The organism is Vibrio sp. STUT-A11, assembly GCF_026000435.1.
Taxonomy (GTDB): domain Bacteria; phylum Pseudomonadota; class Gammaproteobacteria; order Enterobacterales; family Vibrionaceae; genus Vibrio.
On record NZ_AP026763.1, the window covers coordinates 784,080 to 810,862 of the forward strand.

23 protein-coding genes are annotated in these 26,783 nt (G+C 45.8%); 21 read left to right on the top strand and 2 right to left on the bottom strand.

What is annotated here, in order from left to right:
• Positions 1-17 precede the first annotated feature (17 nt).
• Positions 18-2,642 carry a bifunctional uridylyltransferase/uridylyl-removing protein GlnD gene (glnD, locus tag OO774_RS03690; protein WP_264904821.1) on the bottom strand — a complete coding sequence of 875 codons (2,625 nt, stop codon included), beginning with the start codon at positions 2,640-2,642 and terminating at the stop codon, positions 18-20.
• Positions 2,643-2,741: 99 nt separating this feature from the next.
• Complete coding sequence (map, locus tag OO774_RS03695) at positions 2,742-3,620, bottom strand: type I methionyl aminopeptidase (RefSeq protein WP_264904823.1); 879 nt, start codon at positions 3,618-3,620, stop codon at positions 2,742-2,744.
• A gap of 396 nt (positions 3,621-4,016) precedes the next feature.
• Between map and rpsB the strand changes: the two genes are divergently transcribed.
• From rpsB to OO774_RS03800, 21 genes are all read left to right on the top strand, one after another.
• Positions 4,017-4,745, top strand: coding sequence for a 30S ribosomal protein S2 (gene rpsB / locus OO774_RS03700; protein ID WP_264904824.1), 729 nt, complete (start codon positions 4,017-4,019; stop codon positions 4,743-4,745).
• A gap of 131 nt (positions 4,746-4,876) precedes the next feature.
• Positions 4,877-5,722 carry a translation elongation factor Ts gene (tsf, locus tag OO774_RS03705; RefSeq protein ID WP_264904826.1) on the top strand — a complete coding sequence of 282 codons (846 nt, stop codon included), beginning with the start codon at positions 4,877-4,879 and terminating at the stop codon, positions 5,720-5,722.
• A 147-nt stretch (positions 5,723-5,869) separates the two neighbouring features.
• Complete coding sequence (pyrH, locus tag OO774_RS03710) at positions 5,870-6,604, top strand: UMP kinase (RefSeq protein ID WP_264904827.1); 735 nt, start codon at positions 5,870-5,872, stop codon at positions 6,602-6,604.
• A gap of 95 nt (positions 6,605-6,699) precedes the next feature.
• A complete protein-coding gene (gene frr / locus OO774_RS03715; protein WP_237315141.1) occupies positions 6,700-7,257 on the top strand; it encodes a ribosome recycling factor in 558 nt (185 codons plus the stop codon).
• Positions 7,258-7,353: 96 nt separating this feature from the next.
• Positions 7,354-8,109, top strand: a complete 756-nt coding sequence (locus OO774_RS03720) for an isoprenyl transferase (protein WP_176291742.1) — start codon at positions 7,354-7,356, stop codon at positions 8,107-8,109.
• A 12-nt stretch (positions 8,110-8,121) separates the two neighbouring features.
• Positions 8,122-8,964 (top strand): phosphatidate cytidylyltransferase, encoded by an 843-nt coding sequence (locus tag OO774_RS03725; protein WP_264904830.1) that lies wholly within the window; start codon positions 8,122-8,124, stop codon positions 8,962-8,964.
• A gap of 50 nt (positions 8,965-9,014) precedes the next feature.
• Positions 9,015-10,220 (top strand): 1-deoxy-D-xylulose-5-phosphate reductoisomerase, encoded by a 1,206-nt coding sequence (gene ispC, locus OO774_RS03730; RefSeq protein WP_264904832.1) that lies wholly within the window; start codon positions 9,015-9,017, stop codon positions 10,218-10,220.
• Entirely contained in the window at positions 10,220-11,578 is a 1,359-nt protein-coding gene (gene rseP / locus OO774_RS03735; protein ID WP_264906063.1) for a sigma E protease regulator RseP, read from the top strand. The genes ispC and rseP overlap by 1 nt, the downstream gene beginning before the upstream one ends.
• A gap of 43 nt (positions 11,579-11,621) precedes the next feature.
• Positions 11,622-14,036, top strand: a complete 2,415-nt coding sequence (bamA, locus tag OO774_RS03740; RefSeq protein ID WP_264904834.1) for an outer membrane protein assembly factor BamA — start codon at positions 11,622-11,624, stop codon at positions 14,034-14,036.
• A gap of 13 nt (positions 14,037-14,049) precedes the next feature.
• Entirely contained in the window at positions 14,050-14,559 is a 510-nt protein-coding gene (locus tag OO774_RS03745) for an OmpH family outer membrane protein (RefSeq protein ID WP_264904836.1), read from the top strand.
• A 6-nt stretch (positions 14,560-14,565) separates the two neighbouring features.
• Entirely contained in the window at positions 14,566-15,597 is a 1,032-nt protein-coding gene (lpxD, locus tag OO774_RS03750; RefSeq protein ID WP_264904838.1) for a UDP-3-O-(3-hydroxymyristoyl)glucosamine N-acyltransferase, read from the top strand.
• 248 nt (positions 15,598-15,845) lie between these two features.
• Positions 15,846-16,298, top strand: coding sequence for a 3-hydroxyacyl-ACP dehydratase FabZ (fabZ, locus tag OO774_RS03755; RefSeq protein WP_264904840.1), 453 nt, complete (start codon positions 15,846-15,848; stop codon positions 16,296-16,298).
• A gap of 1 nt (position 16,299) precedes the next feature.
• Positions 16,300-17,088, top strand: coding sequence for an acyl-ACP--UDP-N-acetylglucosamine O-acyltransferase (gene lpxA / locus OO774_RS03760; protein ID WP_264904842.1), 789 nt, complete (start codon positions 16,300-16,302; stop codon positions 17,086-17,088).
• 111 nt (positions 17,089-17,199) lie between these two features.
• A complete protein-coding gene (gene lpxB / locus OO774_RS03765) occupies positions 17,200-18,339 on the top strand; it encodes a lipid-A-disaccharide synthase (RefSeq protein ID WP_264904843.1) in 1,140 nt (379 codons plus the stop codon).
• A gap of 8 nt (positions 18,340-18,347) precedes the next feature.
• Positions 18,348-18,998, top strand: a complete 651-nt coding sequence (gene rnhB, locus OO774_RS03770; protein ID WP_264904845.1) for a ribonuclease HII — start codon at positions 18,348-18,350, stop codon at positions 18,996-18,998.
• 80 nt (positions 18,999-19,078) lie between these two features.
• Complete coding sequence (gene dnaE / locus OO774_RS03775; RefSeq protein WP_264904847.1) at positions 19,079-22,558, top strand: DNA polymerase III subunit alpha; 3,480 nt, start codon at positions 19,079-19,081, stop codon at positions 22,556-22,558.
• A 47-nt stretch (positions 22,559-22,605) separates the two neighbouring features.
• Positions 22,606-23,565 carry an acetyl-CoA carboxylase carboxyl transferase subunit alpha gene (gene accA, locus OO774_RS03780; protein ID WP_264904848.1) on the top strand — a complete coding sequence of 320 codons (960 nt, stop codon included), beginning with the start codon at positions 22,606-22,608 and terminating at the stop codon, positions 23,563-23,565.
• A gap of 76 nt (positions 23,566-23,641) precedes the next feature.
• Positions 23,642-24,982, top strand: coding sequence for a tRNA lysidine(34) synthetase TilS (gene tilS / locus OO774_RS03785; RefSeq protein WP_264904849.1), 1,341 nt, complete (start codon positions 23,642-23,644; stop codon positions 24,980-24,982).
• Positions 24,983-25,017: 35 nt separating this feature from the next.
• A complete protein-coding gene (locus tag OO774_RS03790) occupies positions 25,018-25,329 on the top strand; it encodes a cytochrome c (RefSeq protein ID WP_264904851.1) in 312 nt (103 codons plus the stop codon).
• 175 nt (positions 25,330-25,504) lie between these two features.
• Positions 25,505-25,843 (top strand): nitrogen regulatory protein P-II, encoded by a 339-nt coding sequence (gene glnB / locus OO774_RS03795; protein WP_014232746.1) that lies wholly within the window; start codon positions 25,505-25,507, stop codon positions 25,841-25,843.
• An 89-nt stretch (positions 25,844-25,932) separates the two neighbouring features.
• Positions 25,933-26,778 (top strand): endonuclease/exonuclease/phosphatase family protein, encoded by an 846-nt coding sequence (locus OO774_RS03800; RefSeq protein ID WP_264904853.1) that lies wholly within the window; start codon positions 25,933-25,935, stop codon positions 26,776-26,778.
• Positions 26,779-26,783 lie beyond the last annotated feature (5 nt).

Below are 26,783 nucleotides of genomic sequence, written 5' to 3' on the forward strand. Positions count from 1 at the left end.
TACGGGAGTTCCTCCGCTTAAGCCGTTGCCTCTTCCGAAAGCGTCTTAATGAGCTGTTCTCGCAACGCACTTTGCTGCTCTTCACTGAGCCTGCCACCGGAACCACTGGTGAGAATGAACAAGTCTTCTGCTCGTTCTCCAATGGTGGTGATCTTCGCACCATGAAGGTTGATATGTAAGTCCGCAAAAGTACGACCAACTTTGGCTAGCAAGCCCGGGGTATCTAGTGCAACAAACTCCATCAAAGTGTGTTTCTTACCTCGTGTCGGTAAGAAATCCACTTTGGTTTTGACATTAAAATGCTGGAGTTTATGTGGGGTACGGCGGGTTTTAATCTTGGTTGGTCGACCGTCTTCTAACACATGAGTTAAATGTTTGATAACCGCAGCATGTCGAGACTCATCGATCGCTTCACCGTGCTGATCAAGAACAATGAACGTATCGATGACATGTCCGTCTTTACTCGTCATGATCTGCGCGTCATGCACGTTGAAGTTGCGTCTGTCGAGCTCCGCTACGACGGTAGCAAATAACGCAGGTTGGTCTTTGCTATAAACAAAAACTTCCGTACCGCCACGAGTGGCCTTTTTGCTGATCAATACCAATGGCTTGCTCAGATCGTCCATGCGCAGCAAATGCTCACAGTGCCATGCAATCTGAGTATGGGTATGGCGCAGGAAGTAATCGGCCTTGAAGCGTTGCCACAATACTTCTATCTCACGCGCTGAAAACCCTTCCTTGCGCAACATCGCTGATGCCATTTGTTGGTTGTGACGAATGCGTTCACGCACATCAACCGGGTTTTCCAAACCACGACGCAGGGCTCTTTGCGTAGAGTAAAAAAGCTCCGCAAGTAGAGTACGTTTCCAGGCGTTCCAGAGCTCTGGGTTGGTCGCGCTGATATCCGCGACTGTCAGACAAACCAAATATTCAAGCGACTCTTCATCACGAACCTTTTTGGCAAATTCAGTGATTACATCCGGATCGTAGATGTCTCTTCGTTGAGCTGTCACGGACATCAGCAAGTGGTGCCTCACCAGCCAGCTGACGAGTTTCGCCTCTGGTTTCGATAACCCATGCTCTATACAGAAATCATACGCTTCACCCTCACCAATCACCGAGTGATCGCCACCTCTTCCTTTACCAATATCATGGAAAATTGCCGCAATGATTAACAGTTCTTTCTTTTGCATGCGAGGGTAGATATCGCAACAAATTGGATGTTTCTCATGATTCGCTGGATCGTTAAACGTATGAATGTGCTTAAGTAAGCGGATGCTGTGCTCATCGACTGTGTAAGCATGGAAAAGGTCAAACTGCATCTGGCCAACAATTTGGCTCCATTGCGGCAGATAAGCGGCCATCACGCCAAGGCGGTGCATCAAACTGAATGCTTTGTGCAATGCATTTGGGTGTCTGCACAACGCCAAGAATTTTTCACGCGCAGCGGGAATAGTATGCAGAAACTTGTTCAATCGGCGGCGAGCGGTTCGCAACTGACGTAAAGTCGGAGGGCTGACCCCTTCAATGGTAGAGTCATTCGCGATGTGTAAGAACATGTCGAGAATGGTTTCTGGCCGAGCTTGGAACAAAGCGGGCTTGCGGGCTTCAATTAATGCGCCACGTCGCTGAAAGTCGCCATCTATAATTTCAGCATTCTCTGTAATGCCGCCGTTGATGATGGCTTGGTCAAACAGCTTGAGCAACATTTTGTTTAGCTCTGCCACTCGACGAAGGGTGCGGTAAAACTCTTTCATCATCATTTCGACACCGCGATTGCCTTCACCCACGTAGCCAAGGCTCTCTGCAACTTGTGCTTGGTGAGCGAAAGTCAAACGGTTGTCGTAGCGACGCAACTCTAAGTGCAGAGCAAAGCGAACTCGCCATAAGAAGTCCTGACACTCGACCAGCTCTCGGTACTCTGCATCAGTCAAAAAGCCATAACGACTCATCTCAAGTAAAGAAGTGGCGCCAAAGTGTCGCCGAGCAACCCAACTGAGAGTATGAATATCGCGTAAGCCACCGGGCGTTGATTTGATGTCAGGTTCTAGGTTGTAAGTAGTGTCGTGATAACGAGCATGACGCTCTCGCTGTTCTTGAATTTTGGCGCGATAAAAGGTTTCGCTTGGCCAGAATGAGTCGGATAACACGACTTTTTTCAGTGCCTCGAAGGTGTCTTCGCTACCAGCTAAAAGTCGCGCCTCCTGAAGGTTGGTGGCGACAGTCAGGTCATTGCGGCCAATTTCAGCACACTCACTAACGGTTCGGACGGAATGTCCAACTTCGAGTTTGAGGTCCCATAAAAGCGTAATGAACTCGCTGATTTTTGCTTCCAACGAGCTCGGCAGCTTTTTATTAGACAAAATCAGGATATCAATGTCGGATAATGGATGGAGCTCTCCGCGACCATAACCACCTACGGCAACCAGAGAAATATTGTAAATATCGTTAAAGCCAAAGTGTTGCCACAAACGCTTTAAAAGTAAATCCATGTACTCCGCTCGGGCGAGAACCAAGCTCGTAACAGGATGGTGATTAAGAAATTCTTGTTTTTGTTCTGAGCCAAATCTCTCTAGCTCTTGTTTTAGTTCCCCGATATTGATTTGTTCATCGGTAAACGTAAGAGGGGACTGAAGTGACATATTTGCTATCCGTGCAAGCTAAAACTATTAGCAATCTAACAAATTTGATGCAGATAAAAAATATCCCCGCATGAGCGGGGATAGTATTGAGTGAAATTATTACGCGTTTTTCATCAGGCGAGGAATGGTATCGTCGCTGCGAAGTGTCAGGACTTCACAACCTTCTTTCGTTACCACAATGGTGTGCTCGTATTGCGCTGAATTTTTGCCATCACCTGTGTATACCGTCCAGTCGTCTTGTGCATCGACACTGCAACCAAATTTACCTGCGTTAATCATTGGCTCGATAGTGAAACACATGCCTTCTTTCAGAACACGACGGTCTTTGTTCTTGTAGTGAACCACTTGTGGCTCTTCATGGAATTCATCACCAATGCCGTGACCACAGAAATCCTTCACAATAGAGAACTTGTTGCGTGGATTGTTCTTATTGTTTTCTTTGATGTACTTTTCAATCGCCGTACCGATGTCGCCCACGGTTGAGCCCGGTTTTACGGTGCGCATGCCAACGTAAAGCGCTTCTTGAGTTACCATGCATAGACGTTTATTCGCTGGTGATACTTCACCAACCAGGAACATCTTCGACGTGTCACCGTGGTAACCTTGAGGGCGAACGCTCAGGTCTGCATTTTCATCGTTCGGAACGATAACGGTAATGTCGACGTTAAGAATGTCGCCATCTTTTAGTACCGCTGGTTTTAGCTGACCGTTGCTACCAACCTCATCTTGTTCGGCTGGAATACCGTGACAAACGATGTGGTTGATAGAGGTACAAATCGACTTAGGAAAACCATGGTAATCAAGTGGTGCAGAGTACGCGCCTCTTTCTAGCGCGTATTCGTGACAAATTTTGTTAAGTTCTTCTGTCGTCACGCCGACCTTGATGTGCGGTTCTATCATTTCTAGAACGTCTGCGGCAAGCTTGCCCGCAATGCGCATGCGTTCGATTTCTTCAGCAGTTTTAATCTTGATTGACATTGGCTTTCTCTACTTATTCGTAAGCACGTAAACGTGCGAATGGCCGCATTCTAACAGACATCAGGTGATGAACCCAAGCCAGTTAAGAATATGAGTCATTCTTAACTGAACTCTAGTCATAGAATTCAGGACACAGTTGGAGCGTAGCGTCACCAGCGTGAGATGTATAAGAAACAATTTTTACTAGCCATATTGGGCTAAAATATGATATAAAGCGCGCCGGAATAGAGGTCTGTTCTCTCTGCATAGTGAAAGCTAAAGCAGCGAAGCAGGTTTCATCCGATAAACTTTTATCTTTAAATCACACACATTCCGTCACATATTCCGGGGTGCTGAGCAGAAGCTTGGTCGGAGTTATGGGGGATGTGGAGGCCTAACCCCATAGAGGATTTTAAAATGGCAACTGTATCAATGCGCGATATGCTAAAAGCTGGTGTTCACTTCGGTCACCAAACTCGTTACTGGAACCCAAAAATGAAGCCGTTCATCTTTGGCGCTCGTAACAAAGTTCATATCATCAACCTAGAAAAAACTGTACCAATGTTCAACGAAGCTTTAGCTGAACTAGCTAAAGTTGGCGAGAAAAAAGGTAAAGTTCTATTCGTAGGTACTAAGCGCGCTGCATCTGAAGCTGTTAAAGAAGCTGCTATCGCAAGCAACCAGTTCTACGTGAACAACCGTTGGTTGGGTGGTATGCTAACTAACTACAAAACTGTTCGTCAGTCTATCAAGCGTCTAAAAGATCTTGAAGCACAGTCTCAAGACGGTACTTTCGATAAACTAACTAAGAAAGAAGCTCTAATGCGCACTCGTGAAATGGAGAAGCTAGAGAAGTCTCTTGGTGGTATCAAAGACATGGGCGGCCTACCAGACGCTCTATTCGTAATCGACGCTGATCACGAACACATCGCAATTAAAGAAGCTAACAACCTAGGTATTCCAGTATACGCTGTGGTAGATACTAACTCTAACCCAGACGGCGTTGACTACGTTATCCCAGGTAACGACGACGCGATCCGTGCAGTACAGCTATACCTAAACGCTGCTGGTACAGCAGTGTCTGAAGGTCGTAACAAAGACGTAGCTGCAGTTGCTGAAAAAGACGGTTTCGTAGAAGCTGAATAATAGCGGCTCTGGTCACACTTGGTCTATGTGAAACCTTTGTGTAGCATAAACTAAGTTATAGTTAGTAATGGGGGCCAACAATGTTCGGCCCCTGTTTTTTACCTTATTTCGAATCAAACGAGGAATACAGAATGGCAACTGTAACTGCTGCTCTAGTTAAAGAACTTCGCGAGCGCACAGGCGCTGGCATGATGGAATGTAAGAAAGCGCTTGTAGAAGCAAACGCAGACATCGAACTAGCAATTGAAAACATGCGTAAATCAGGCGCAGCGAAAGCAGCTAAGAAAGCTGGTAACGTTGCAGCTGAAGGCGCAATCATCATCAAAGAAGAAAACGGCGTTGCTGTTCTTCTTGAAGTTAACTGCCAAACTGACTTCGTTGCTAAAGACGGTAACTTCACTGCATTCGCAGAGAAAGTAGCTGCAGACGCTCTAGCTTCTAAAGCTTCTGTTGAAGAGCTAGTCGCTAAATTTGAAGAAGAGCGTGTTGCTCTAGTTGCTAAGATCGGCGAAAACATCAACATCCGTCGCGTTCAGTACGTTGAAGGCGCAGCAATCGCTTCTTACCGTCACGGTGAGAAAATCGGTGTAGTTGTTGCTGGTGAAGGCGACGCTGAAACTCTTAAGCACGTTGCAATGCACGTTGCTGCATCTAAGCCAGAGTACGTAAACCCAGAAGACGTACCAGCTGACGTAGTTGCTAAAGAGAAAGAAGTTCAAGTTGAAATCGCTATGAACGAAGGCAAGCCTGCTGAGATCGCAGAGAAGATGGTTGTTGGCCGCATGAAGAAATTCACTGGCGAAATCTCTCTAACTGGTCAAGCATTCATCATGGAGCCTAAGAAAACTGTAGGCGAAATGCTGAAAGAAAAAGGCGCTTCAGTTGCTACATTCGTTCGCCTAGAAGTAGGTGAAGGTATCGAGAAAGCAGCTGAAATGAGCTTCGCTGAAGAAGTTGCTGCGGCTCAAAAAGGTTAATCCTTAGAGACTGCATAAAGATTAGACCGTAGCCAAGGCTACGGTCTTTTTATGAGCGGTAGACGATTAGCCGTGATGAATAGCTATAAATAAATTTGTGTCTATTCATGACTGTTAATCAACAACTCTCTTTGGAAGGTAAACTCCATGACTACGAACCCTAAACCAGCGTATCAACGTATTCTATTAAAACTGAGTGGTGAAGCTCTTCAAGGTGAAGACGGTTTTGGTATTGATCCAGCGGTCCTAGATCGCATGGCCCAAGAAGTTAAAGAACTGGTTGAACTCGGTGTTCAGGTGGGTGTAGTTATCGGTGGCGGTAACTTGTTCCGTGGTGCAGGCCTGGCAGCTGCTGGTATGAACCGTGTTGTCGGTGACCACATGGGTATGCTTGCAACAGTAATGAATGGTTTAGCAATGCGTGACGCTCTTCACCGCGCTTATGTTAACGCTCGTGTAATGTCTGCTATTCCACTAAACGGTGTATGTGATGATTACAACTGGGCAGATGCTATCAGCCAATTACGTGGTGGCCGAGTGGTGATTTTCTCAGCGGGTACGGGTAACCCATTCTTTACCACTGACTCTGCAGCATGTTTACGCGGTATTGAAATTGAAGCAGATATCGTTCTAAAAGCAACGAAAGTTGATGGTGTATTTACTGCTGACCCAGTAGCAAACCCTGACGCAGAGCTGTATGATAAGCTAACTTACTCAGAGGTTCTGGATAAAGAGCTTAAAGTAATGGATTTGGCTGCGTTCACACTTGCTCGTGACCACAAAATGCCTATCCGCGTATTTAACATGAACAAGCCAGGCGCACTACGTCGCGTGGTGATGGGTGAAGCAGAAGGCACGCTGATCAACTCTGACGACGCATAATTCTAGACACCATCCAAGAGGCGTTGGATGGTGTTTCGCTTTGCTCAACCCTTTTAAGCTTTCTTCAGGAAAGATGATATTTTTAAGGTGAAACCGTGATTAACGAAATTAAAAAAGACGCTCAAGAGCGCATGGATAAAAGCGTTGAAGCGCTAAAGAACAACCTTGCAAAAGTTCGTACTGGTCGTGCACACCCAAGCCTACTTTCTGGTATCTCAGTAGAATACTACGGTGCTGCTACTCCTCTAAACCAAGTAGCGAACGTTGTTGCTGAAGACGCACGTACTCTAGCAATCACAGTTTTCGACAAAGAACTCACTCAAAAAGTTGAAAAAGCGATCATGATGTCTGACCTTGGTCTAAACCCAATGTCTGCAGGTACTATCATCCGTGTTCCACTTCCACCGCTAACAGAAGAGCGTCGTAAGGACCTGGTTAAGATCGTTCGTGGTGAAGCGGAAGGTGGCCGTGTTGCAGTACGTAACATCCGTCGTGACGCAAACAACGATCTAAAAGCGCTTCTAAAAGATAAAGAAATCTCAGAAGACGAAGATCGTAAAGCACAAGACGAGATCCAAAAGCTGACTGATGTGGCAGTTAAAAAGATCGACGAAGTTCTTGCTGCAAAAGAAAAAGAGTTGATGGAAGTTTAATACTCCCACCTACATCACTGTTGGAAAACGCTGTGCTCACAGCTCAGCGTTTTTTTATGTTAGTCTGTCCAACTGATGGAACTCAATAAACTCCTTATGCAAAATTCTCAAGCCTTCTCTGACTCCCTTCCTAAACATATTGCCATCATAATGGACGGTAATGGTCGTTGGGCTAAGTCCAAAGGAAAACCTCGTGTATTCGGCCACAAAAAAGGCGTGAGTGCAGTTCGCAAGACGGTCGCAGCAGCTTCTCGGCTTGGTATCAAATCGATGACATTATTCGCTTTCAGCAGTGAAAACTGGCGTCGTCCCGAGGAAGAAGTTGGCCTTTTGATGGAGCTGTTTATTTCAGTTCTGTCCAGTGAAGTAAAAAAACTACATAAAAACAACTTACAGTTGCGAGTGATCGGTGATACCAGCCGATTTAGCGAGCGTCTGCAAAAGAAGATTATCGAAGCAGAAAAGCTAACGGCGGAAAATACAGGCATGGTGATCAACATTGCAGCCAATTATGGCGGCAAATGGGATATCACACAGGCAACCAAAGCGTTAGCACTAAAAGCACGTAATGGTGAAATACGTGTAGAGGATATAAATGAGCAATTAATCACCGAGCATTTGACCATGGCAGACTTACCTGAGGTGGATCTTCTCATCCGCACCAGTGGTGAGTGCCGCATTAGCAACTTCATGTTGTGGCAAATGGCATATGCTGAGATGTACTTTACACCAGAATACTGGCCAGAATTCGACGAAGACAGTCTGGTAGAAGCAGTAACCTGGTTTATTAACCGAGAGCGTCGTTTTGGCTGCACAGGTGAACAAGTAAAGGCATTGATGGCAGCTCAATAAGGACTAATTAGTTTGAAACAGAGAATAATAACGGCACTAATTTTAGCTCCCCTGGTTATTTTAGGCATTTTTAAGTTGCCCCTGATGGGCTTTATCATCGCATTGACAGCGGTAACCTTGTTAGGATTTTGGGAGTGGACCCAGTTTACTGGCAGTCGTTCTCGAATTGCTGCCCTTATTCCGGCAGTAATTGTCACCGGACTTAGCTTTTTATACATCTCACCTGAGGCGAATAGTCTCAACCACTTATCGACGCCTCATTATGTGATGCTTGGTGTTGGATTTGTATGGTGGATCATTGCCAGTTTAATGGCGATTACCTACCCAAAGTCCACGAAGTCTTGGCAGAGTAGCCCTCTTCTAAGGCACCTTTTTGGGTTTCTGACGTTACTTCCCTTTCTTTGGAGCGTCATCATCCTGAGAGCTACAGATATCACGGTAGATCCATACCACGGCGCAAAGCTGGTTCTTTTCGTTTGTTTCTTGGTATGGGCTGCAGACAGTGGCGCTTACTTTGCTGGTAAAAGTATGGGTAAGCGCAAAATGGCCCCAAATGTAAGTCCAAATAAGACCATTGAGGGCTTGCTCGGAGGTATCATCGCTGCGTTGATCGTTGGTTGGTTGTTCGCTGACTGGTTCGATATTCAATTTACGAGCTCAGTTCATATGGTAGTCATTACGCTTGTCACGGTGGTCATTTCAGTGCTTGGCGATTTGGTTGAAAGTATGTTCAAGCGTATCTCAGGCATTAAAGACAGCAGTAATATCATTCCAGGACACGGCGGTGTGCTTGATCGAATTGATAGCCTAACCGCAGCATTTCCCGTCTTTGCTCTTCTTTACTACCTATTCTAATTTATCGGGAGCGGCTTTACGCTCCTGAGTTTTTATAACGGTCATACAACATGCAAAAGTTAACGATTCTTGGTGCAACAGGCTCAATTGGTGCAAGTACACTTAAAGTGGTCGAACAGAATCCAGAGCTATTTTCTGTTGTTGCGCTTGCAGCAGGCACTAACGTTGAAAAGATGGCGGCACTTTGTCGTCAATGGCAACCTAAATACGCGGTAATGGCGGATAAGTCTGCAGCAGTTGCACTGAAATCTGAACTTTGTTCATGCGCACCAGATACAGAAGTGCTGGGTGGTGTTGACGCCCTTTGCCATGTTGCGTCATTAGACGAAGTTGATAGCGTCATGGCAGCAATTGTTGGTGCTGCTGGTTTATTACCTACGATGGCAGCGGTAAAAGCAGGTAAACGAGTGTTACTGGCCAACAAAGAAGCACTGGTCATGTCAGGGCAGCTATTTATTGATGCCGTTGAGAAGTACGGTGCCGAGTTACTTCCTGTCGATAGCGAACATAATGCGATTTTCCAGTGTTTACCAGAGCAAGTTCAAACCAGTCTGGGTCGATGTCATTTAGACGAGCATGGGATTTCTCATATTTTGCTGACAGGCTCTGGTGGACCATTCCGTTACACTGATATTGCTGAATTAGAACACGTGACGCCAGCACAAGCTATTGCTCACCCGAATTGGTCTATGGGGCCAAAAATCTCAGTTGACTCTGCAACAATGATGAATAAAGGCTTGGAGTACATTGAGGCTAAATGGCTATTTAACGCGACACGTGAGCAGCTTAAAGTGATTATTCATCCGCAGTCAGTGATTCATTCCATGGTGCAGTATCGTGATGGCTCAGTATTAGCCCAAATGGGTGAACCCGACATGGCAACGCCAATTGCCTTGACCATGTCATACCCGTCTCGAGTCAATGCCGGGGTTAAACCACTTGACTTTACACAGGTTGGAGAGCTGACTTTCTTGCAGCCTGACTTTGCACGCTACCCATGTCTGAAACTGGCGATTGACGCTTGCTACGAAGGCCAACATGCGACAACGACTCTTAATGCTGCGAATGAAGTTGCTGTTGATGCGTTTCTAAATAATCGTCTAGGTTTTACTGACATAGCTCGCATCAATGCGTCGGTGTTGAATAAAATCGGTGCGAGCTGCAAAGCTGATAGTGTGAATAGCTTGGAAAGCTTGTTAGAGCTAGATAGAATGGCAAGAACTATCGCCCTTGAATTGATATGCGAGCGTGGCTAATGACTGGTATTTTGTGGAATCTCGTTTCTTTTATCGTTGCACTTGGCATTCTTGTGGCTGTGCACGAGTTTGGTCACTTTTGGGTTGCGCGTCGTTGCGGCGTTAAAGTTGAAAAGTTCTCAATCGGTTTTGGTAAGTCGATCTGGAACAAGATGGGCAAAGACGGAACCGAGTACAGCATCTCGATGATTCCTCTTGGTGGCTATGTCAAAATGGTGGATAGCCGTGTAGATGATGTTCCCCCACAGGAAAAGCACTTAGCTTTTGACCAAAAACCACTTTGGAAGCGCACCTCAATCGTTGCTGCTGGCCCCATCTTTAACTTCTTATTTGCTATCTTCGCTTATTGGTTGGTTTTCCTCATTGGTGTGCCTGCTGTTAAGCCTGTGGTTGGTGACATTACGCCCAACTCGATTGTTGCCGAGGCAGGAATTGAATCTGGGATGGAACTAAAAGCGATCTCAGGTATCAAAACTCCGGACTGGGAATCCGTCAATATGGGATTGATTTCTCACATTGGTGATGATTTGATGACGGTAACCGTAGCATCAAACGATGAAATCGGCTCTGAGGTGACAAAAACGCTCGACCTTCGAGACTGGCAGTTTGACCCGGAAACTGAGTCTGCGATGCACTCGCTGGGTTTTAAACCTTACACTCCTGAGATTTATACAACTATCCAGCAAGTTACGGAAGGCGGAGCTGCTGAGAATGCTGGTGTATTGCCAGGAGACGAAATTGTTGAGATTGCTGGTAAAGCGGTGGCCGTTTGGGATGATGTGGTAGAGGCTGTTCGCTCTAATCCAAATACTCCAATCGAGTTGACCGTACTACGTGACGGTTATCACCAGTCATTAACATTGACCCCGGGTAGTCGTGAGTTGGCTAACAAAGAAGTGATTGGCTTCGCGGGCATTGCCCCTGAAGTCGCAGAATGGCCAGAAAGTTATCGCTTCGATTTACAGTTTGGTGTATTCGAATCAATTGGCAAAGCAATTGATAAAACGGGTCAAGTTGTCGGACTTACCGTCAGCATGCTTAAAAAGCTGATAGTAGGTGACGTTGGCCTGAACAATCTCAGTGGCCCTATTTCGATTGCGAAAGGGGCTGGGGCGACAGCAGACTATGGTCTGGTCTATTTTTTAGGTTTTCTCGCTCTAATTAGTGTTAACCTAGGTATTATTAATCTCGTACCTTTACCAATGTTGGATGGTGGTCATTTGTTGTTTTTTGCAATTGAAGCCGTTATTCGACGCCCAGTTCCAGAGAGAATACAGGAAATGGGGTACCGAATTGGTGGTGCGATCATCTTCTCGCTCATGGCGTTAGCGCTATTTAATGATTTTACTCGTCTGTGAGAGTTCAGAGACAAAGCAGTAGCAAGGAATAATTAGAACAAGTATGGCGATTAAGCGAATTCTATTTGCAAGTTTACTGGCGACCAGTGTGTCTGCAAATGGAGCAGAGAACTTCGTAGTTCAAGATATTGAAATCGATGGATTGCAGCGTGTTGCACTAGGTGCTGCGTTGCTGAAAATGCCTGTGCGCGTCGGTGATACCATTGGCCAAGGCGATGTTGCAGAAATTATCCGCGCACTGTACGCATCTGGTAACTTTGAAGATGTGAGAGTACTGCGTGATGGTGAGGTGCTTGTTGTTCAAGTCAAAGAGCGTCCGACCATTGCAAGCATCTCATTTTCAGGTAACAAAGCGATCAAGGACGAGCAGCTACAAGAAAACCTGAACGCATCAGGTATTCGTGAAGGTGAAGCGCTTGACCGTACAACCCTGAGCAATATTGAGAAAGGCTTGGAAGACTTTTACTACAGCGTGGGTAAATATAACGCGACAGTGAAAGCCGTAGTGACTCCTTTGCCGCGTAACCGTTCCGATCTGAAGTTTGTCTTTACCGAAGGTGTGTCGGCAAAAATTCAGCAAATCAACTTTATTGGTAATGAAGTCTTTTCTGACGAAGAGCTATTGTCTCGTTTCAACTTGAATGTTGACGTGCCTTGGTGGAACTTCCTCGCGGATGAAAAGTACCAAAAGCAAGTACTTGCTGGTGATATTGAAGCACTGAAGTCTTTCTATCTCGATCGTGGTTATCTGAAATTTAACGTTGATTCAACACAGGTTGCAATCTCTCCTGACAAGAAAGGGGTATATATTACTCTTGGTTTGGAAGAGGGAGAGGTGTACACCGTTAAGGACGTAAAATTCCGTGGTGATCTTGTTGGAGAGCAAGACGCGTTCGAAGACATGGTGCCATTTGAAAGCAGTGAAACTTATAATGGTTCGCTGGTAACATCGATGGAAGAGGGGATTAAACGCGTTCTGGGTGAATCAGGTTACGCTTATCCTCAGGTAAATACCATTCCTGAATTTGACGATGAAAACAACCAAGTATCGTTAGTGGTTAATGTTGATCCAGGTAATCGAATTTACGTGCGTGATATTCGCTTCACGGGTAACAACTCGACCAAAGATGAAGTGCTTCGTCGCGAGATGCGTCAGATGGAAGGCAGCTGGTTGAACTCGAAATCGATTGAAACGGGTAAAACTCGTCTGAACCGTCTTGGTTACTTTGAAAACGTTGAAGTACAAACTGTTCGTGTACCAGGCAGTGATGACCAGGTTGATCTGGTTTACTCTGTGAAAGAGGCGAACTCCGGTAGCGTGAACTTTGGTGTCGGCTACGGTACAGAATCTGGTGTAAGCTTCCAGGTTGGTTTACAACAAGACAACTTCTTAGGTAGTGGTAATCGAGTTGGTATTAACGCCATGATGAACGACTACCAAAAGAATATCAGCTTGGACTACCGAGACCCATACTGGAACCTCGATGGAGTAAGTTTGGGTGGCAAGATCTTCTATGATGAATTTGAAGCATCTGAAGCAGGTATTGTTGACTACACCAACCAAAGTTACGGCGGTAGCCTGACATGGGGTTTCCCGTTCGATGAGCTAAACCGCTTTGAGTTCGGTGTTGGTTACACGCACAACAAGATTGGTAACTTATCTCCTTACTTACAGGTAGAGCAATTCTTGCGTGCACAAGCTGACAATATTGATTCAGATGGTTCATTGAACACCAACGATTTTGATATCAATATCTCTTGGACACGTAACAACCTGAACCGTGGTTACTTCCCGACGGCGGGTAATCACCAACGCGCGTTTTACAAGATGACGGTACCTGGCTCTGACGTTCAGTATTTCAAAATGCAGTACGATGTTCGTCAATACATGCCACTGACTGAAAAACATGAATTCACGCTCTTGTTCCGTGGTCGTTTAGGGTACGGTAACGGCTATGGCGAAACGAATGGTAACGATAACTTGTTCCCATTCTACGAAAACTACTACGCGGGTGGCTTTACATCGCTACGTGGTTTTGGCTCTAACTCAGTAGGTCCAAAAGCGGTGTACCGTGATTACTCGGGCTCGAACAATGGTGCAGATACTGCAACAGACGATGCCGTAGGTGGTAACGCTGTCGCATTAGCAAGCCTTGAGCTGATCGTTCCGACCCCGTTCGCATCGGATGAAGTTAGAAACCAAATTCGTACCAGTATCTTCTTTGATATGGCAAGTGTCTGGGATACAGAATTTGACTACCGCAGTTCAGGCGCGGAATATGGTGATAAATACTATTACGACTACTCAGATCCAACCAATTACCGCTCGTCTTACGGTGCGGCGTTGCAATGGATGTCTCCAATGGGGCCTCTAGTATTCTCACTAGCGAAACCAGTTAAGAAATATGATGGCGATGATGAAGAGTTCTTCACATTCACTATCGGTCGAACCTTCTAAAGAGGAAAATATTTTGAATAAAATGATCAAAGCGGCTGGGATTGGCCTTCTTGTACTTGGCTCATCAATGTTTGCAAACGCTGCAGAAGCGGCGCAAAAAATTGCTTACGTAAACACTGGTCAAGTTTTTCAAGCACTTCCTCAGCGTGAAGTTGTTTTGCAAAAAATGCAGAAAGATTTTAAAGGTAAAGCCGACGAGCTTAAGAAAATTCAATCTCAAGCGAAAACAAAAATTGAGAAGCTACAACGTGATGGTGAGCTTCTAAGTCAAGATGAAATTGAAAAACTACGTATCGATATTGCAAAGCTAGACAGCGAGTACAAAGTGAAAGCTCAGGCTTTAGACAAAGCAAGCGCTCGTCGTGAAGCGGAAGAAAAAGCTAAGCTATTTAAAACGATTCAAGACGCTGTGGCAAAAGTCGCTAAGAACAAAGGTTACGATATGGTAATTGATAGCTCTATGCTTCAATTTGCTAAGCCAGAATACAACATCTCTGAAGACGTAATTAAAGCTTTAAAATAAGAAGTTATGAAAACATTAACATTAGCCGAGTTGGCAACCATTACTGGTGGCGAATTATTTGGTGATGACACACTTGTTGTTAACCGTGTTGCTCCAATGGATAAAGCACAAGAAGGTGATGTGACCTTCTTGTCTAACCCAAAGTACGCAAAGCATCTGTCTGACTGCAAAGCCACTGTCGTGATGGTGAAAGCTGAACATAAAGATAAGTGCGTAGGCAATGCGCTAGTAGTTGCGGATCCTTATGTTGCTTTTGCACATGTTGTCCAGGCAATGGACACAACACCAAAACCAGCACAAGACATTGCACCAAGTGCCGTGATTGCAGCCAATGTTAAGATGGGTAAGCACGTTGCAGTTGGAGCAAACGCCGTGATTGAAACGGGCGTAGAACTTGGCGACAACGTGATGGTTGGTGCAGGTTGCTTTATCGGTAAAAACGCTAAGCTGGGTAATAACACCAAGCTTTGGGCTAATGTAACTATCTATCATGAAGTTTCGCTGGGCGATGATTGTTTGGTCCAGTCTGGCACTGTGATCGGCTCTGACGGTTTTGGTTACGCAAATGACAAAGGCGAGTGGATTAAAATCCCTCAGCTTGGTTCTGTGCGTATCGGGAACCGTGTTGAGATCGGCGCATGTACGACCATTGACCGTGGTGCATTAGAAGATACGGTTATTGAAGACAACGTGATTCTGGATAACCAGCTTCAAATCGCTCACAACGTTCACATCGGATATGGTACCGTGATGCCAGGTGGTACTATTGTGGCGGGCAGTACTACAATTGGTAAGTACTGTCAGATCGGCGGTGCGTCGGTTCTTAACGGCCACATCACCATTGCAGATGGTGTTGCTATCACCGGTATGAGCATGGTAATGCGCGGTATCGAAGAAAAAGGCATTTACTCATCGGGTATTCCACTACAGACGAACAAGGAATGGCGTAAAACCGTGACCCGAGTTCACCGTATTGACGAGATGAATAAACGTTTGAAAGCCGTTGAGAAACTGCTGGAACCAAAAGAAGAATCTTAGTTCCACATTCTGAACAAAGACTCGCGAAATGCGAGTCTTTTTCTTCTATAATGACGCGCTATGAGTATATTAAATACCAATCACAGTAAGTAAGTGATCGAGCGTTTTGGCAAGCGAGAATAAGCACTTATTTACTACGATTGGTATAACATCAAGCTGGTATACACTTTGCCGGAATTTTCCGATTTTGCGGCTATTATCGTAGCCTGACCACCTTGGTTATAAAGAATTTATATAGGAATACGACTTTGACTACTGAAAAGAAAACGATGAACATCTCTGAGATTCAAGAGCTTTTACCTCATCGCTACCCATTCTTATTGATCGACCGTGTGACGGACTTCCAAGAAGAGAAGTACCTTCATGCGATTAAAAATGTGTCGGTTAACGAACCTCAGTTCACAGGTCATTTTCCTCAACTACCCGTATTCCCTGGTGTTTTGATTCTGGAAGCGATGGCTCAGGCTACCGGACTATTGGCATTTAAATCATTTGGTGCACCAACAGAGAATGAACTGTACTACTTTGCTAGCGTTGACGGCGCAAAATTTCGTAAACCCGTCGTACCTGGTGACCAACTGGTCATTGAAGTTGAATTTCTGAAAGAGCGTCGTGGTATTGCTGCATTTCGGGGTGTGGCAAAAGTTGACGGCGAAGTAGTATGTTCAGCAGAACTGAAGTGTGCTCGTCGAGAGTTTTAATATGATTCATGAAACCGCGAAAATCCACCCTGCCGCGGTGGTAGAAGAAGGTGCCAAAATTGGCGCTAATGTGACTGTTGGTCCATTCACTTACATTACCTCAACGGTTGAAATCGGTGAAGGTACAGAAGTCATGTCTCACGTTGTCATTAAAGGCCATACTACCATTGGTAAAGATAACCGTATTTTTCCACATGCTGTGATTGGTGAAGAAAACCAAGACAAGAAGTATGGCGGCGAAGATACCACGGTGGTGATTGGTGACCGCAATGTGATTCGCGAAGCGGTTCAGGTTCATCGTGGCACAGTCCAAGATAAAGCAACCACGGTTATCGGTGACGACAACCTGTTGTGTGTGAATGCTCATATCGCGCACGACGTGGTGGTGGGCAATCACACTCACATCGGTAACAACTCGATTTTGGGTGGTCACGTGACGGTTGATGACTACGCTGGTGTTATGGCGCTTTCGGCAATTCACCCGTTCTGTACTGTCGGTGCATACGCTTATGTTGGTGGCTGTTCTGCTGTTGTACAGGACGTTCCAGCTTATGTGCTTGCACAAGGTAACCACGCTACACCATTTGGTTTGAACTTAGTTGGCCTGAAGCGCAACGGTTTCGAAAAGCCAGAAATTCGTGCACTGCAAAAAGCGTACAAAGAAATTTACCGTTCTGGTAAAACGCTGGAAGAAGTGAAACCTGTGTTGGCTGAAATGGCACAAGAGTTTCCAGCTGTGAAACGTTTCTGTGACCTTCTGGAAACCACGGAACGTGGTATCATTCGTTAATTCACGGATGTTCAAATAAATTGAAAAGATCGCGCCTGAATTAGGCTGCGATCTTTTTGTGTTTTATGGATAGGGAATTACCTTATCCATAGTACATAGGGCGGGAACGATATGGAAAAACCATTACGTATTGGCATCATTGCCGGAGAACTTTCCGGTGATACTCTGGGTGAAGGCTTTATCAAAGCAGTTAAAGATCAATATCCAAACGCGGAGTTTGTCGGTATTGGCGGCCCTAAAATGATCGCTCAAGGCTGTGAATCACTCTTCGATATGGAAGAGCTGGCGGTAATGGGCCTGGTTGAAGTTCTGGGACGCCTACCTCGCTTGCTAAAAGTCAAAGCAGAGTTAGTTAAGTACTTCACTCAAAATCCACCCGATGTCTTTGTCGGTATTGATGCGCCGGATTTCAATTTACGACTGGAGTTGGACCTAAAGCAAGCCGGGATCAAAACGGTTCATTATGTCAGTCCTTCTGTCTGGGCATGGCGTCAAAAGCGTATTTTTAAGATCGAAGCCGCGACGAATCTGGTTTTGGCCTTTCTTCCGTTCGAAAAAGCGTTTTACGATAAGTTTAATGTGCCATGTGAATTTATTGGTCACACGTTGGCCGATGCTATTTCACTTAGTTCCGAGCAAGCACCAGCAAGAGAACTGCTGGGTTTAGAGCAAGATAAAAAATGGTTAGCTGTACTGCCTGGCAGTCGTGGTAGTGAATTGAAAATGCTATCGCAGCCGTTTATTGAAACCTGTAAATTACTGCATCAGAAATACCCGGCTTTGGGTTTTGTGGTTGCACTTGTGAATCAGAAGCGTCGTGAGCAATTTGAGCAAGCGTGGAAACAACATGCGCCCGAATTGGACTTTAAGCTGGTGGATGATACTGCACGTAACGTGATTACTGCCTCTGATGCGGTCATGCTGGCATCTGGTACGGTTGCACTGGAATGTATGCTGCTAAAACGTCCTATGGTTGTCGGTTATCGTGTTAATGCATTAACGGCATTTTTGGCTAAACGTCTGCTGAAGACCAAATACGTATCACTACCCAACATTCTTGCCGATGACGAGCTGGTAAAAGAATATTTACAGGACGAATGTACAGCAGAAAACCTTTTTGAAGAAGTGTCTCGTCTACTGGAAAGCGATAACAGCGAGATGATCGACAAGTTTACCGAAATGCATCACTGGATACGCAAAGATGCGGACCAACAAGCCGCAAGTGCGGTATTAAAACTGATTGAAAAATAGAGAACCACATGGTTACCAAAGCTAAGTCTACCAAAACCAAGATGACCAAGACAAAGGTCGAACTTCCACCGTTTGAAACGCCACAAGGCTACCAGATTATCGCTGGTGTTGACGAAGTTGGACGTGGCCCTTTGGTCGGGGATGTTGTGACCGCTGCGGTTATTTTAGATCCAAACAACCCGATCGAGGGTTTAAATGACTCGAAAAAGCTCAGCGAAAAAAAACGTTTAGCTTTGCTGCCGGAAATCAAACAAAAAGCACTCGCTTGGGCGGTGGGGCGTTGTTCGCCACAAGAAATTGATGAGCTTAATATTCTTCAAGCGACCATGGTGGCAATGCAACGTGCGATTGCTGGCTTAAATGTTCAGCCAGATCTTGTGCTTATTGATGGCAACCGTTGTCCTGAGCTACCGATGGATTCTCAAGCTGTGGTTAAAGGTGACTTGCGTGTGGCCGAGATCAGCGCAGCGTCTATCATTGCTAAAGTAGTACGTGATACCGAAATGGAAGAGCTGGATAAGCAATATCCTCAATTTGGATTTGCAAAGCACAAAGGCTATCCAACCAAAGTGCACTTTGAAGCGATTGAGCAACATGGCGTGATCGCCGAACACCGTAAGAGCTTTAAACCAGTCAAGAAAGCCTTAGGCATAGAGTAATAAATTGGGTGAATTGGTGTTATATCCCCAGTCCTTTAGGTTAAAATTCAAAACAAAATAGAGTTACACGGTACCTGTTAATGTCAGATCCCAAGTTCGTTCATCTTCGAGTTCACAGTGATTTTTCGATGGTGGATGGTATCAACAAAGTTCCACCGATCGTTAAAAAAGTCGCAGAGCTTGGCATGCCTGCGATGGCATTGACCGATTTCACTAACCTGTGTGGTTTGGTGAAGTTTTATGGCACAGCGCATGGCTGCGGTGTTAAACCGATCATCGGCGCAGATTTCAAAATGCAATCTGATGAGTTCGGTGAGGAGCTGACACAGCTAACGGTACTGGCTGCAGATAACGTAGGTTACAAAAACCTGACGCTGCTGATCTCCAAAGCGTACCTACGCGGTCATATCCAGCATCAGCCAGTGATTGATAAGGCCTGGTTGGCTGAAATGTCAGAAGGTTTAATCGTTCTTTCTGGTGGTAAAAGTGGTGATATCGGCAAAGCCTTGCTTAAAGGTAACCGGAATTTAGTACAGCGTTGTGTCGAGTTTTACAAACAGCACTTTCCAGACCGTTATTATCTAGAATTGCTGCGTACTGGTCGTCCGGATGAAGAAACCTATTTGCACTTCGCGGTGGAACTTGCGGAGCAAGTTGATCTGCCCGTTGTGGCAACCAACGAGGTGGTCTTTCTCAGCGCTGATCGTTTTGATGCTCATGAAATTCGAGTAGCGATTCATGACGGTTATACACTAGAAGACCCGCGCCGACCAAAAAACTACAGCCCACAGCAGTATCTTCGCACTGAAGAAGAAATGTGTGAGCTGTTTGCGGATATTCCTGAAGCGCTAGAAAACAGTGTAGAGATTGCTAAGCGCTGTAACGTAACTGTGCGTCTTAATGAATACTTCCTGCCCGCCTTCCCAACTGAGGGCATGAAAGAGACCGAATTCCTGGTGATGAAATCACGCGAAGGTCTGGAAGAGCGTCTGGAGTTCCTGTTCCCAGATGAAGAAGAACGCAAAAAGCGTCGTCCAGAATACGATGAGCGTTTGCAAATTGAGTTGGATGTTATCAACCAGATGGGCTTCCCAGGATACTTCCTGATCGTAATGGAGTTCATCCAGTGGTCGAAAGACAACGATATTCCTGTAGGCCCAGGTCGTGGTTCGGGTGCGGGCTCTCTGGTGGCATACGCACTGAAAATCACTGACCTTGATCCACTGGAATACGATCTTCTGTTCGAACGTTTCTTGAACCCTGAACGTGTATCCATGCCCGATTTCGATGTCGACTTCTGTATGGATAAACGCGACCAGGTCATTGATCACGTAGCTGAAATGTACGGACGTGATGCGGTATCTCAGATCATTACCTTTGGTACCATGGCAGCCAAAGCGGTAATCCGCGATGTGGGGCGTGTTCTTGGTCATCCGTTTGGTTTTGTCGACCGAATCTCGAAGCTTATCCCACCAGATCCTGGCATGACGCTGGATAAAGCATTCAAAGCTGAGCCAGCACTACCTGAGCTTTATGAGGCAGATGAAGAAGTTAAAGAACTCATCGACATGTGCCACATCTTGGAAGGTTGTACACGAAACGCGGGTAAGCACGCGGGTGGTGTTGTTATTTCACCCACCACGATCACCGACTTCGCGCCGATCTATGCGGATGCGGAAGGTCACTTCCCGGTTACCCAGTTTGATAAGAACGACGTAGAAACTGCTGGTCTGGTTAAGTTCGACTTCCTTGGTCTGCGTACACTAACCATTATTGACTGGGCGCTTGGTTTGATTAACCCGCGTTTAGAGCGCGAAGGTAAAGAGCCGGTTCGCATAGAATCTATCCCACTCGACGATCAGGCGTCGTTCCGTTTGTTACAAAACTCAGAAACCACCGCCGTATTCCAGTTGGAATCGCGTGGTATGAAAGAGTTGATCAAGCGACTTCAGCCAGACTGTTTCGAAGACATCATCGCACTAGTAGCGCTCTTCCGTCCGGGTCCACTACAGTCGGGCATGGTAGATAACTTTATCGACCGTAAACACGGCCGTGAAGCGGTCTCTTACCCAGATGAAAAGTGGCAACACGAGTCACTAAAAGAGATATTAGACCCAACGTACGGAATCATCCTGTATCAGGAGCAGGTAATGCAGATTGCGCAGGTCTTGTCTGGTTACACCTTGGGTGGCGCCGACATGTTGCGTCGTGCGATGGGTAAGAAAAAGCCGGAAGAGATGGCCAAACAACGTGCTACTTTCGAAGAAGGGGCGGTGAAGAACGGCATCGACGGCGAGCTGGCGATGAAAATCTTCGACTTGGTAGAAAAATTCGCTGGCTACGGCTTTAACAAATCGCACTCTGCTGCATATGCCTTGGTTTCGTACCAAACGCTATGGCTGAAAATGCATTATCCAGCTGAGTTTATGGCTGCGGTAATGACCGCCGATATGGATAACACTGAAAAAGTGGTTGGTCTGGTCGACGAATGTTTCCGTATGAAGCTTACCGTATTGCCTCCGGACATTAACTCAGGGTTGTATCGCTTTAATGTTGATGAAAACGGCGCTATTGTTTACGGTATCGGTGCGATCAAAGGTGTTGGTGAAGGCCCGATTGATGCGATACTGGAAGCGAGAAACAAAGGCGGTCACTTCAAAGATTTGTTTGATTTCTGTGCGCGTATCGATCTAAAACGTGTTAACAAGCGTGTAATTGAAAAGCTGATCTACGCCGGTGCATTAGACCGACTTGGACCTCATCGTGCAGCTATGATGGCGTCATTGAGTGATGCAGTGAAAGCCGCGAGTCAGCACCATCAGGCAGAAGCGTTTGGTCAGGCGGATATGTTCGGTGTATTAACCGATGCGCCTGAAGAAGTGGAGCATAAATACATTCAAGTTCCAGCTTGGCCTGAAAAGGTTTGGCTGGAGGGTGAACGCGACACTCTTGGCTTATATTTGACTGGGCACCCCATTAACGCGTATTTAAAGGAACTAAATAAATACACCAGTTGTCGACTAAAAGACGCAACGCCAACACGTCGTGACCAATCAGTGACGGTAGCAGGTTTGGTGATAGCTGCTCGCGTGATGACGACCAAGCGAGGAACACGTATTGGTATCATGACATTAGATGACCGAAGTGGTCGAATGGAGGTCATGCTATTTTCAGATGCGCTTGATCGGTATGCTGAACTTCTCGAAAAAGACAGAATTTTGGTCGTTTCAGGACAGGTCAGCTTTGATGACTTCAATGGTGGCCTTAAAATGTCGGCGCGTGAAGTTATGGATCTCGGCAGCGCGCGTGAAAAATACGCTCGTGGTCTGTCGGTATCGATTGATGCAAATCAGATCAATGATCAATTCTTTGAGCAGTTCAGTCGTATTTTAGAACCGCACAAAGCCGGAACCGTACCCGTCAATGTATACTACCAGCGTGCCGACGCCAGAGCGCGGTTAACATTGGGCACCGAGTGGCGAGTAACGCCAAGTGATACATTAATAGACGATTTAAAACAGTTACTTGGAACAAACCAGGTAGAACTTGAATTTAACTAAAAAATTCAGCGTATTATCTTAGACGCTGAGTAAACAAGGATTCATAGATGAGCCTAAACTTTCTTGAATTTGAAAAGCCAATTGCAGAACTTGAAGCAAAAATTGAAGCCCTGCGCGATGTATCTCGCCATGGTGGTGATGCTGCGGTTGACCTGGATAAAGAAATCGAACAGCTTGAGAAGAAAAGCCTAGAACTGAAGAAAAAGACATTCAGCAACTTAGGCGCTTGGGAAACAGCTCAACTGGCTCGTCACCCATTACGTCCATACACCTTGGACTACATTCAGCATGCATTTGAAGAGTTTGATGAACTAGCGGGTGACCGTGCGTTTGCTGATGACAAAGCCATTGTCGGTGGTATTGCTCGTCTGGAAGGTCGACCTGTGATGATCATTGGTCACCAAAAAGGCCGTGAGACCAAAGAAAAAGTGAAACGTAACTTTGGTATGCCAAAGCCTGAGGGTTACCGTAAAGCTTTACGCTTAATGGAAATGGCAGAGCGTTTTAACATGCCAATCATCACATTCATCGATACCGCGGGTGCATATCCAGGTGTTGGTGCAGAAGAGCGTGGTCAGTCTGAAGCGATCGCGACAAACCTAAAAGTGATGTCTGGCCTAAAAGTACCAGTAATCTGTAACGTTGTCGGTGAAGGCGGTTCAGGTGGTGCACTTGCGATTGGTGTGGGTGACTACGTAAACATGCTTCAGTACTCAACTTACTCAGTGATTTCTCCTGAAGGCTGTGCTTCTATCCTATGGCGTGATTCAGATAAAGCACCTCAGGCAGCAGAAGCAATGGGTCTGACAGCGCCACGTCTTAAAGAGCTTGAGCTTATCGATGAGATCATCGAAGAGCCGCTAGGCGGCGCGCACCGTAACCACGTTGAAATGGCTGCAAACATGAAAGCAACATTGCTTCGTCAGTTGGAAGATCTAGAACAGCTAGACGAAGAGTCGCTACGTGAGCGTCGTTACCAGCGTCTGATGAGCTACGGTTACTGCTGATATCTGGTTAGATAACGGATAAAATAGCAAGGGTTGGATGTGAGTCCAGCCCTTTTTTGTATCTATTGGATTGTTTATGGAATCGCTTTATCAGCATTTTGCACAATTACTGACTGCACATTACCAACCTCAGACGAAAGTTGTCTTAGCGTTTAGCGGAGGTGTGGACTCGCGTTTATTGTTGGCGCTACTGAGTCGCTATCAGCGTGAGCACGCAATACCATGCAAAGCGGTATACGTTCACCATGGATTAAGCAGTAATGCGGACGACTGGGCTGAGAAATGTAAAGCGTGGGCTAAGCAAGCGGATATTTCCTGTTCGATAGAACACGTCGCCTTAGATGTTCATAGTGGGGAAAGTATCGAATTACTCGCTCGTGAAGCGCGCTATCAAGCGTTAGCAAAATATATTGAGAGCGGCGACCTTCTTCTCACCGGCCAACATGCTGATGACCAGCTGGAAACCTTCCTCCTTGCACTTAAACGTGGCAGTGGCCCGAAAGGATTGTCATGCATGGCAGAAAGTGCGCCTTTTTCGGTTGGCACTTTGGTTCGCCCATTGCTGACAACCCGACGAGAACAAATAGAGGTTATTGCTCAGTCTTTACAACTTGAGTGGGTGGAGGATGAAAGTAATCAGGATACGCGCTATGACCGAAATTTTTTGCGTCACCACGTGGTGCCTGAATTGTCGCAACGCTGGCCGAGTATTCACCAGGCCGTACAACGCAGTGCGTCTCTCTGTGCTCAGCAAGAAACGTTGTTAGACGAACTACTTAACGACGTTTTTTATCGTGCGTTGCAAACCGATCTCAGTCTCGATATTGCGGAATTAGCCTCTCACGGTGAGCTTGCCCGCGCTCGATTGATCCGTATGTGGTTAGCTAAGCAGAACGCGCAAATGCCAACTCAAGTGCAACTCGGCCTGATTTGGAAAGAAGTCGCGTTAGCTCAACAAGATGCCAACCCAAAGATTAAGTTAAAACAAGGCGAGGTTCGTCGATTCCAGAATAAGCTCTACTGGGTCTGCGACAAAGCAGATGTTTCCGGTTGGCAGGTTAACCTTCAAGTTGATTGTGCACTTGTTCTACCAGAAGGTTTGGGCGAACTAATGTTAAGTACGACCACAGAACAAGCGACCATTGCTTTGCCGCCGCAGCCGGAGTTGTTGAGCGTCACGTTTAACCCTGAAGGGTTATCTGCGCATCCAGCAACACGTAATCACAGTCGTAAATTAAAAAAACTGTTTCAAGAGTACCATGTGCCGAGCTGGCGACGTCGCCAGATACCGATTGTTATGTATCAAGATCAGGTGGTTGCGGTAGCCGATTTGTTTGTGGATAAAGCATTTAGTGGTCAAGACTGTGAGCTGATTTGGCGTAAGCCTTTGTCATTCGTGACACAATATCGAACATAAATTGTACTTATAAATAAAAACGATTAGGTGAAGCAATGAAGAAAGTAATAATGGGCGCAATGATGGCGCTAACCATGTTATCGGGGCAAGCATTAGCGTCTGGCGATGTCGCTGCTGGGCAGGCAAAATCGGCAGTATGTGCCGCTTGTCATGGTGCAGATGGTATTGCGACCATCCCTGGGTACCCAAACCTCAAGGGGCAGAATGCTCAGTACATCATGAGTTCAATCAAAGCTTATAAAAATAAAGAGCGTAACGGTGGACTTGCTGCTGTTATGCAGGCACAAGCATCACTGCTTTCTGATGATGATATCGCGAACTTAGCGGCTTACTACTCCAGCTTATAGTCGCTCACCGATGACTCGGTTAACTTAGGCCAGAGCAGCACTCTGGCTTTGTAATTTTAGCCTAAATAAACTTCATCAAACTCAATATTTTACGATACCAAACCGAGACAAAGATTGAATGTTGTAAGACGGTAAACGATAATATCCGCATACGATTAAAGCTTAAGGGATGAACATGAAGAAGATTGAAGCGATTATCAAGCCATTTAAACTGGATGATGTTCGAGAAGCATTAGCTGAAGTTGGCATCACAGGGATGACCGTTTCTGAAGTCAAAGGTTTTGGTCGTCAGAAAGGTCACACGGAATTATACCGTGGCGCAGAATACATGGTGGACTTTCTACCGAAGGTTAAACTGGAAATCGTAGTGACCGAAGATGTCGCAGATAAATGCGTAGAGACCATTATCGAAACCGCACAAACTGGCAAAATCGGTGACGGTAAGATATTCGTCACGGATGTTGAGCGTGTTATCCGTATTCGTACCGGCGAAGAAGACGAAGACGCGATTTAAATTTTTGATTAAGCTAAAAGGGAGCCGAGTATGGCTCCCTTTTTTATTCCGTAACCTCACTCAGGTTAAACACATTCAGGTACGCCTTTATGCTTAAGCGTTTTTTTCTGTCAATAGTCTTTTTCTTCATGGCTGTAGTACTGGGTTTTCAAATTATCTTCACGGTTCCTGAGCAACCGCAAATTATTACCCAGACAGGTGAAGAGATTACTGAAGATATTCAATGCATTGAGTTTAACGGTTCACAAGTACTAGATGTTGACGGAGAACTCAATGTGTTGATTTGGAATATTTACAAGCAGGGTAAAGATAATTGGCAAAGTGCGCTTGATTCACTTTCAACTGACAAGCAATTGTTACTACTGCAAGAGGCGAGTATGACGGAGGCATTCAAGCAGTGGCTGGTGGACGGGAGCTGGATGAGCAACCAGGTAAGCGCTTTTAAAGCATTGGGTAGTGGGGCTGGCGTTATTAATATTGCACAAAATCTGCCTGAGAAAGCGTGTGCTTATACCTCGACAGAGCCTTGGCTACGTTTACCAAAATCCGCACTCTTCAGCCAATATCGGCTGAGTAACGGTAGTACGCTTGCTGTTGTAAATATACACGCGATTAATTTCACTGTTGGGACGGATGAGTACCACTCACAAATCGCAGCTTTGGAGGCGCTACTAACGCAACACTCCGGGCCTATTATATTTGCTGGCGATTTTAATAGTTGGAATGAATATCGTCTGGAAGCCATGAAGCAAGCGTTAAAGAAGGCAAACTTACAAGAAGTGTCGTTTTCACCGGATCATCGAACCCAGTTTATTACCGGACAGCGACTCGACCATGTGTTTTATCGTGGCCTTGTGCTCAAAAACGCGAAAGCGCCGCAGAGCGACGCTTCCGATCATAATCCGTTAGTGGTGTCATTTACGCTAAGCGATTAGCGTTG

Excerpts from the sequence above, each read along its gene's own strand:
- glnD (WP_264904821.1), bottom strand. The coding sequence starts at position 2,642 with ATGTCACTTCAGTCCCCTCTTACGTTTACCGATGAACAAATCAATATC.
- map (WP_264904823.1), bottom strand. The coding sequence starts at position 3,620 with ATGTCAATCAAGATTAAAACTGCTGAAGAAATCGAACGCATGCGCATT.
- rpsB (WP_264904824.1), top strand. The coding sequence starts at position 4,017 with ATGGCAACTGTATCAATGCGCGATATGCTAAAAGCTGGTGTTCACTTC.
- tsf (WP_264904826.1), top strand. The coding sequence starts at position 4,877 with ATGGCAACTGTAACTGCTGCTCTAGTTAAAGAACTTCGCGAGCGCACA.
- pyrH (WP_264904827.1), top strand. The coding sequence starts at position 5,870 with ATGACTACGAACCCTAAACCAGCGTATCAACGTATTCTATTAAAACTG.
- OO774_RS03720 (WP_176291742.1), top strand. The coding sequence starts at position 7,354 with ATGCAAAATTCTCAAGCCTTCTCTGACTCCCTTCCTAAACATATTGCC.
- ispC (WP_264904832.1), top strand. The coding sequence starts at position 9,015 with ATGCAAAAGTTAACGATTCTTGGTGCAACAGGCTCAATTGGTGCAAGT.
- rseP (WP_264906063.1), top strand. The coding sequence starts at position 10,220 with ATGACTGGTATTTTGTGGAATCTCGTTTCTTTTATCGTTGCACTTGGC.
- bamA (WP_264904834.1), top strand. The coding sequence starts at position 11,622 with ATGGCGATTAAGCGAATTCTATTTGCAAGTTTACTGGCGACCAGTGTG.
- lpxD (WP_264904838.1), top strand. The coding sequence starts at position 14,566 with ATGAAAACATTAACATTAGCCGAGTTGGCAACCATTACTGGTGGCGAA.
- lpxA (WP_264904842.1), top strand. The coding sequence starts at position 16,300 with ATGATTCATGAAACCGCGAAAATCCACCCTGCCGCGGTGGTAGAAGAA.
- lpxB (WP_264904843.1), top strand. The coding sequence starts at position 17,200 with ATGGAAAAACCATTACGTATTGGCATCATTGCCGGAGAACTTTCCGGT.
- rnhB (WP_264904845.1), top strand. The coding sequence starts at position 18,348 with ATGGTTACCAAAGCTAAGTCTACCAAAACCAAGATGACCAAGACAAAG.
- dnaE (WP_264904847.1), top strand. The coding sequence starts at position 19,079 with ATGTCAGATCCCAAGTTCGTTCATCTTCGAGTTCACAGTGATTTTTCG.
- accA (WP_264904848.1), top strand. The coding sequence starts at position 22,606 with ATGAGCCTAAACTTTCTTGAATTTGAAAAGCCAATTGCAGAACTTGAA.
- tilS (WP_264904849.1), top strand. The coding sequence starts at position 23,642 with ATGGAATCGCTTTATCAGCATTTTGCACAATTACTGACTGCACATTAC.
- OO774_RS03790 (WP_264904851.1), top strand. The coding sequence starts at position 25,018 with ATGAAGAAAGTAATAATGGGCGCAATGATGGCGCTAACCATGTTATCG.
- glnB (WP_014232746.1), top strand. The coding sequence starts at position 25,505 with ATGAAGAAGATTGAAGCGATTATCAAGCCATTTAAACTGGATGATGTT.
- OO774_RS03800 (WP_264904853.1), top strand. The coding sequence starts at position 25,933 with ATGCTTAAGCGTTTTTTTCTGTCAATAGTCTTTTTCTTCATGGCTGTA.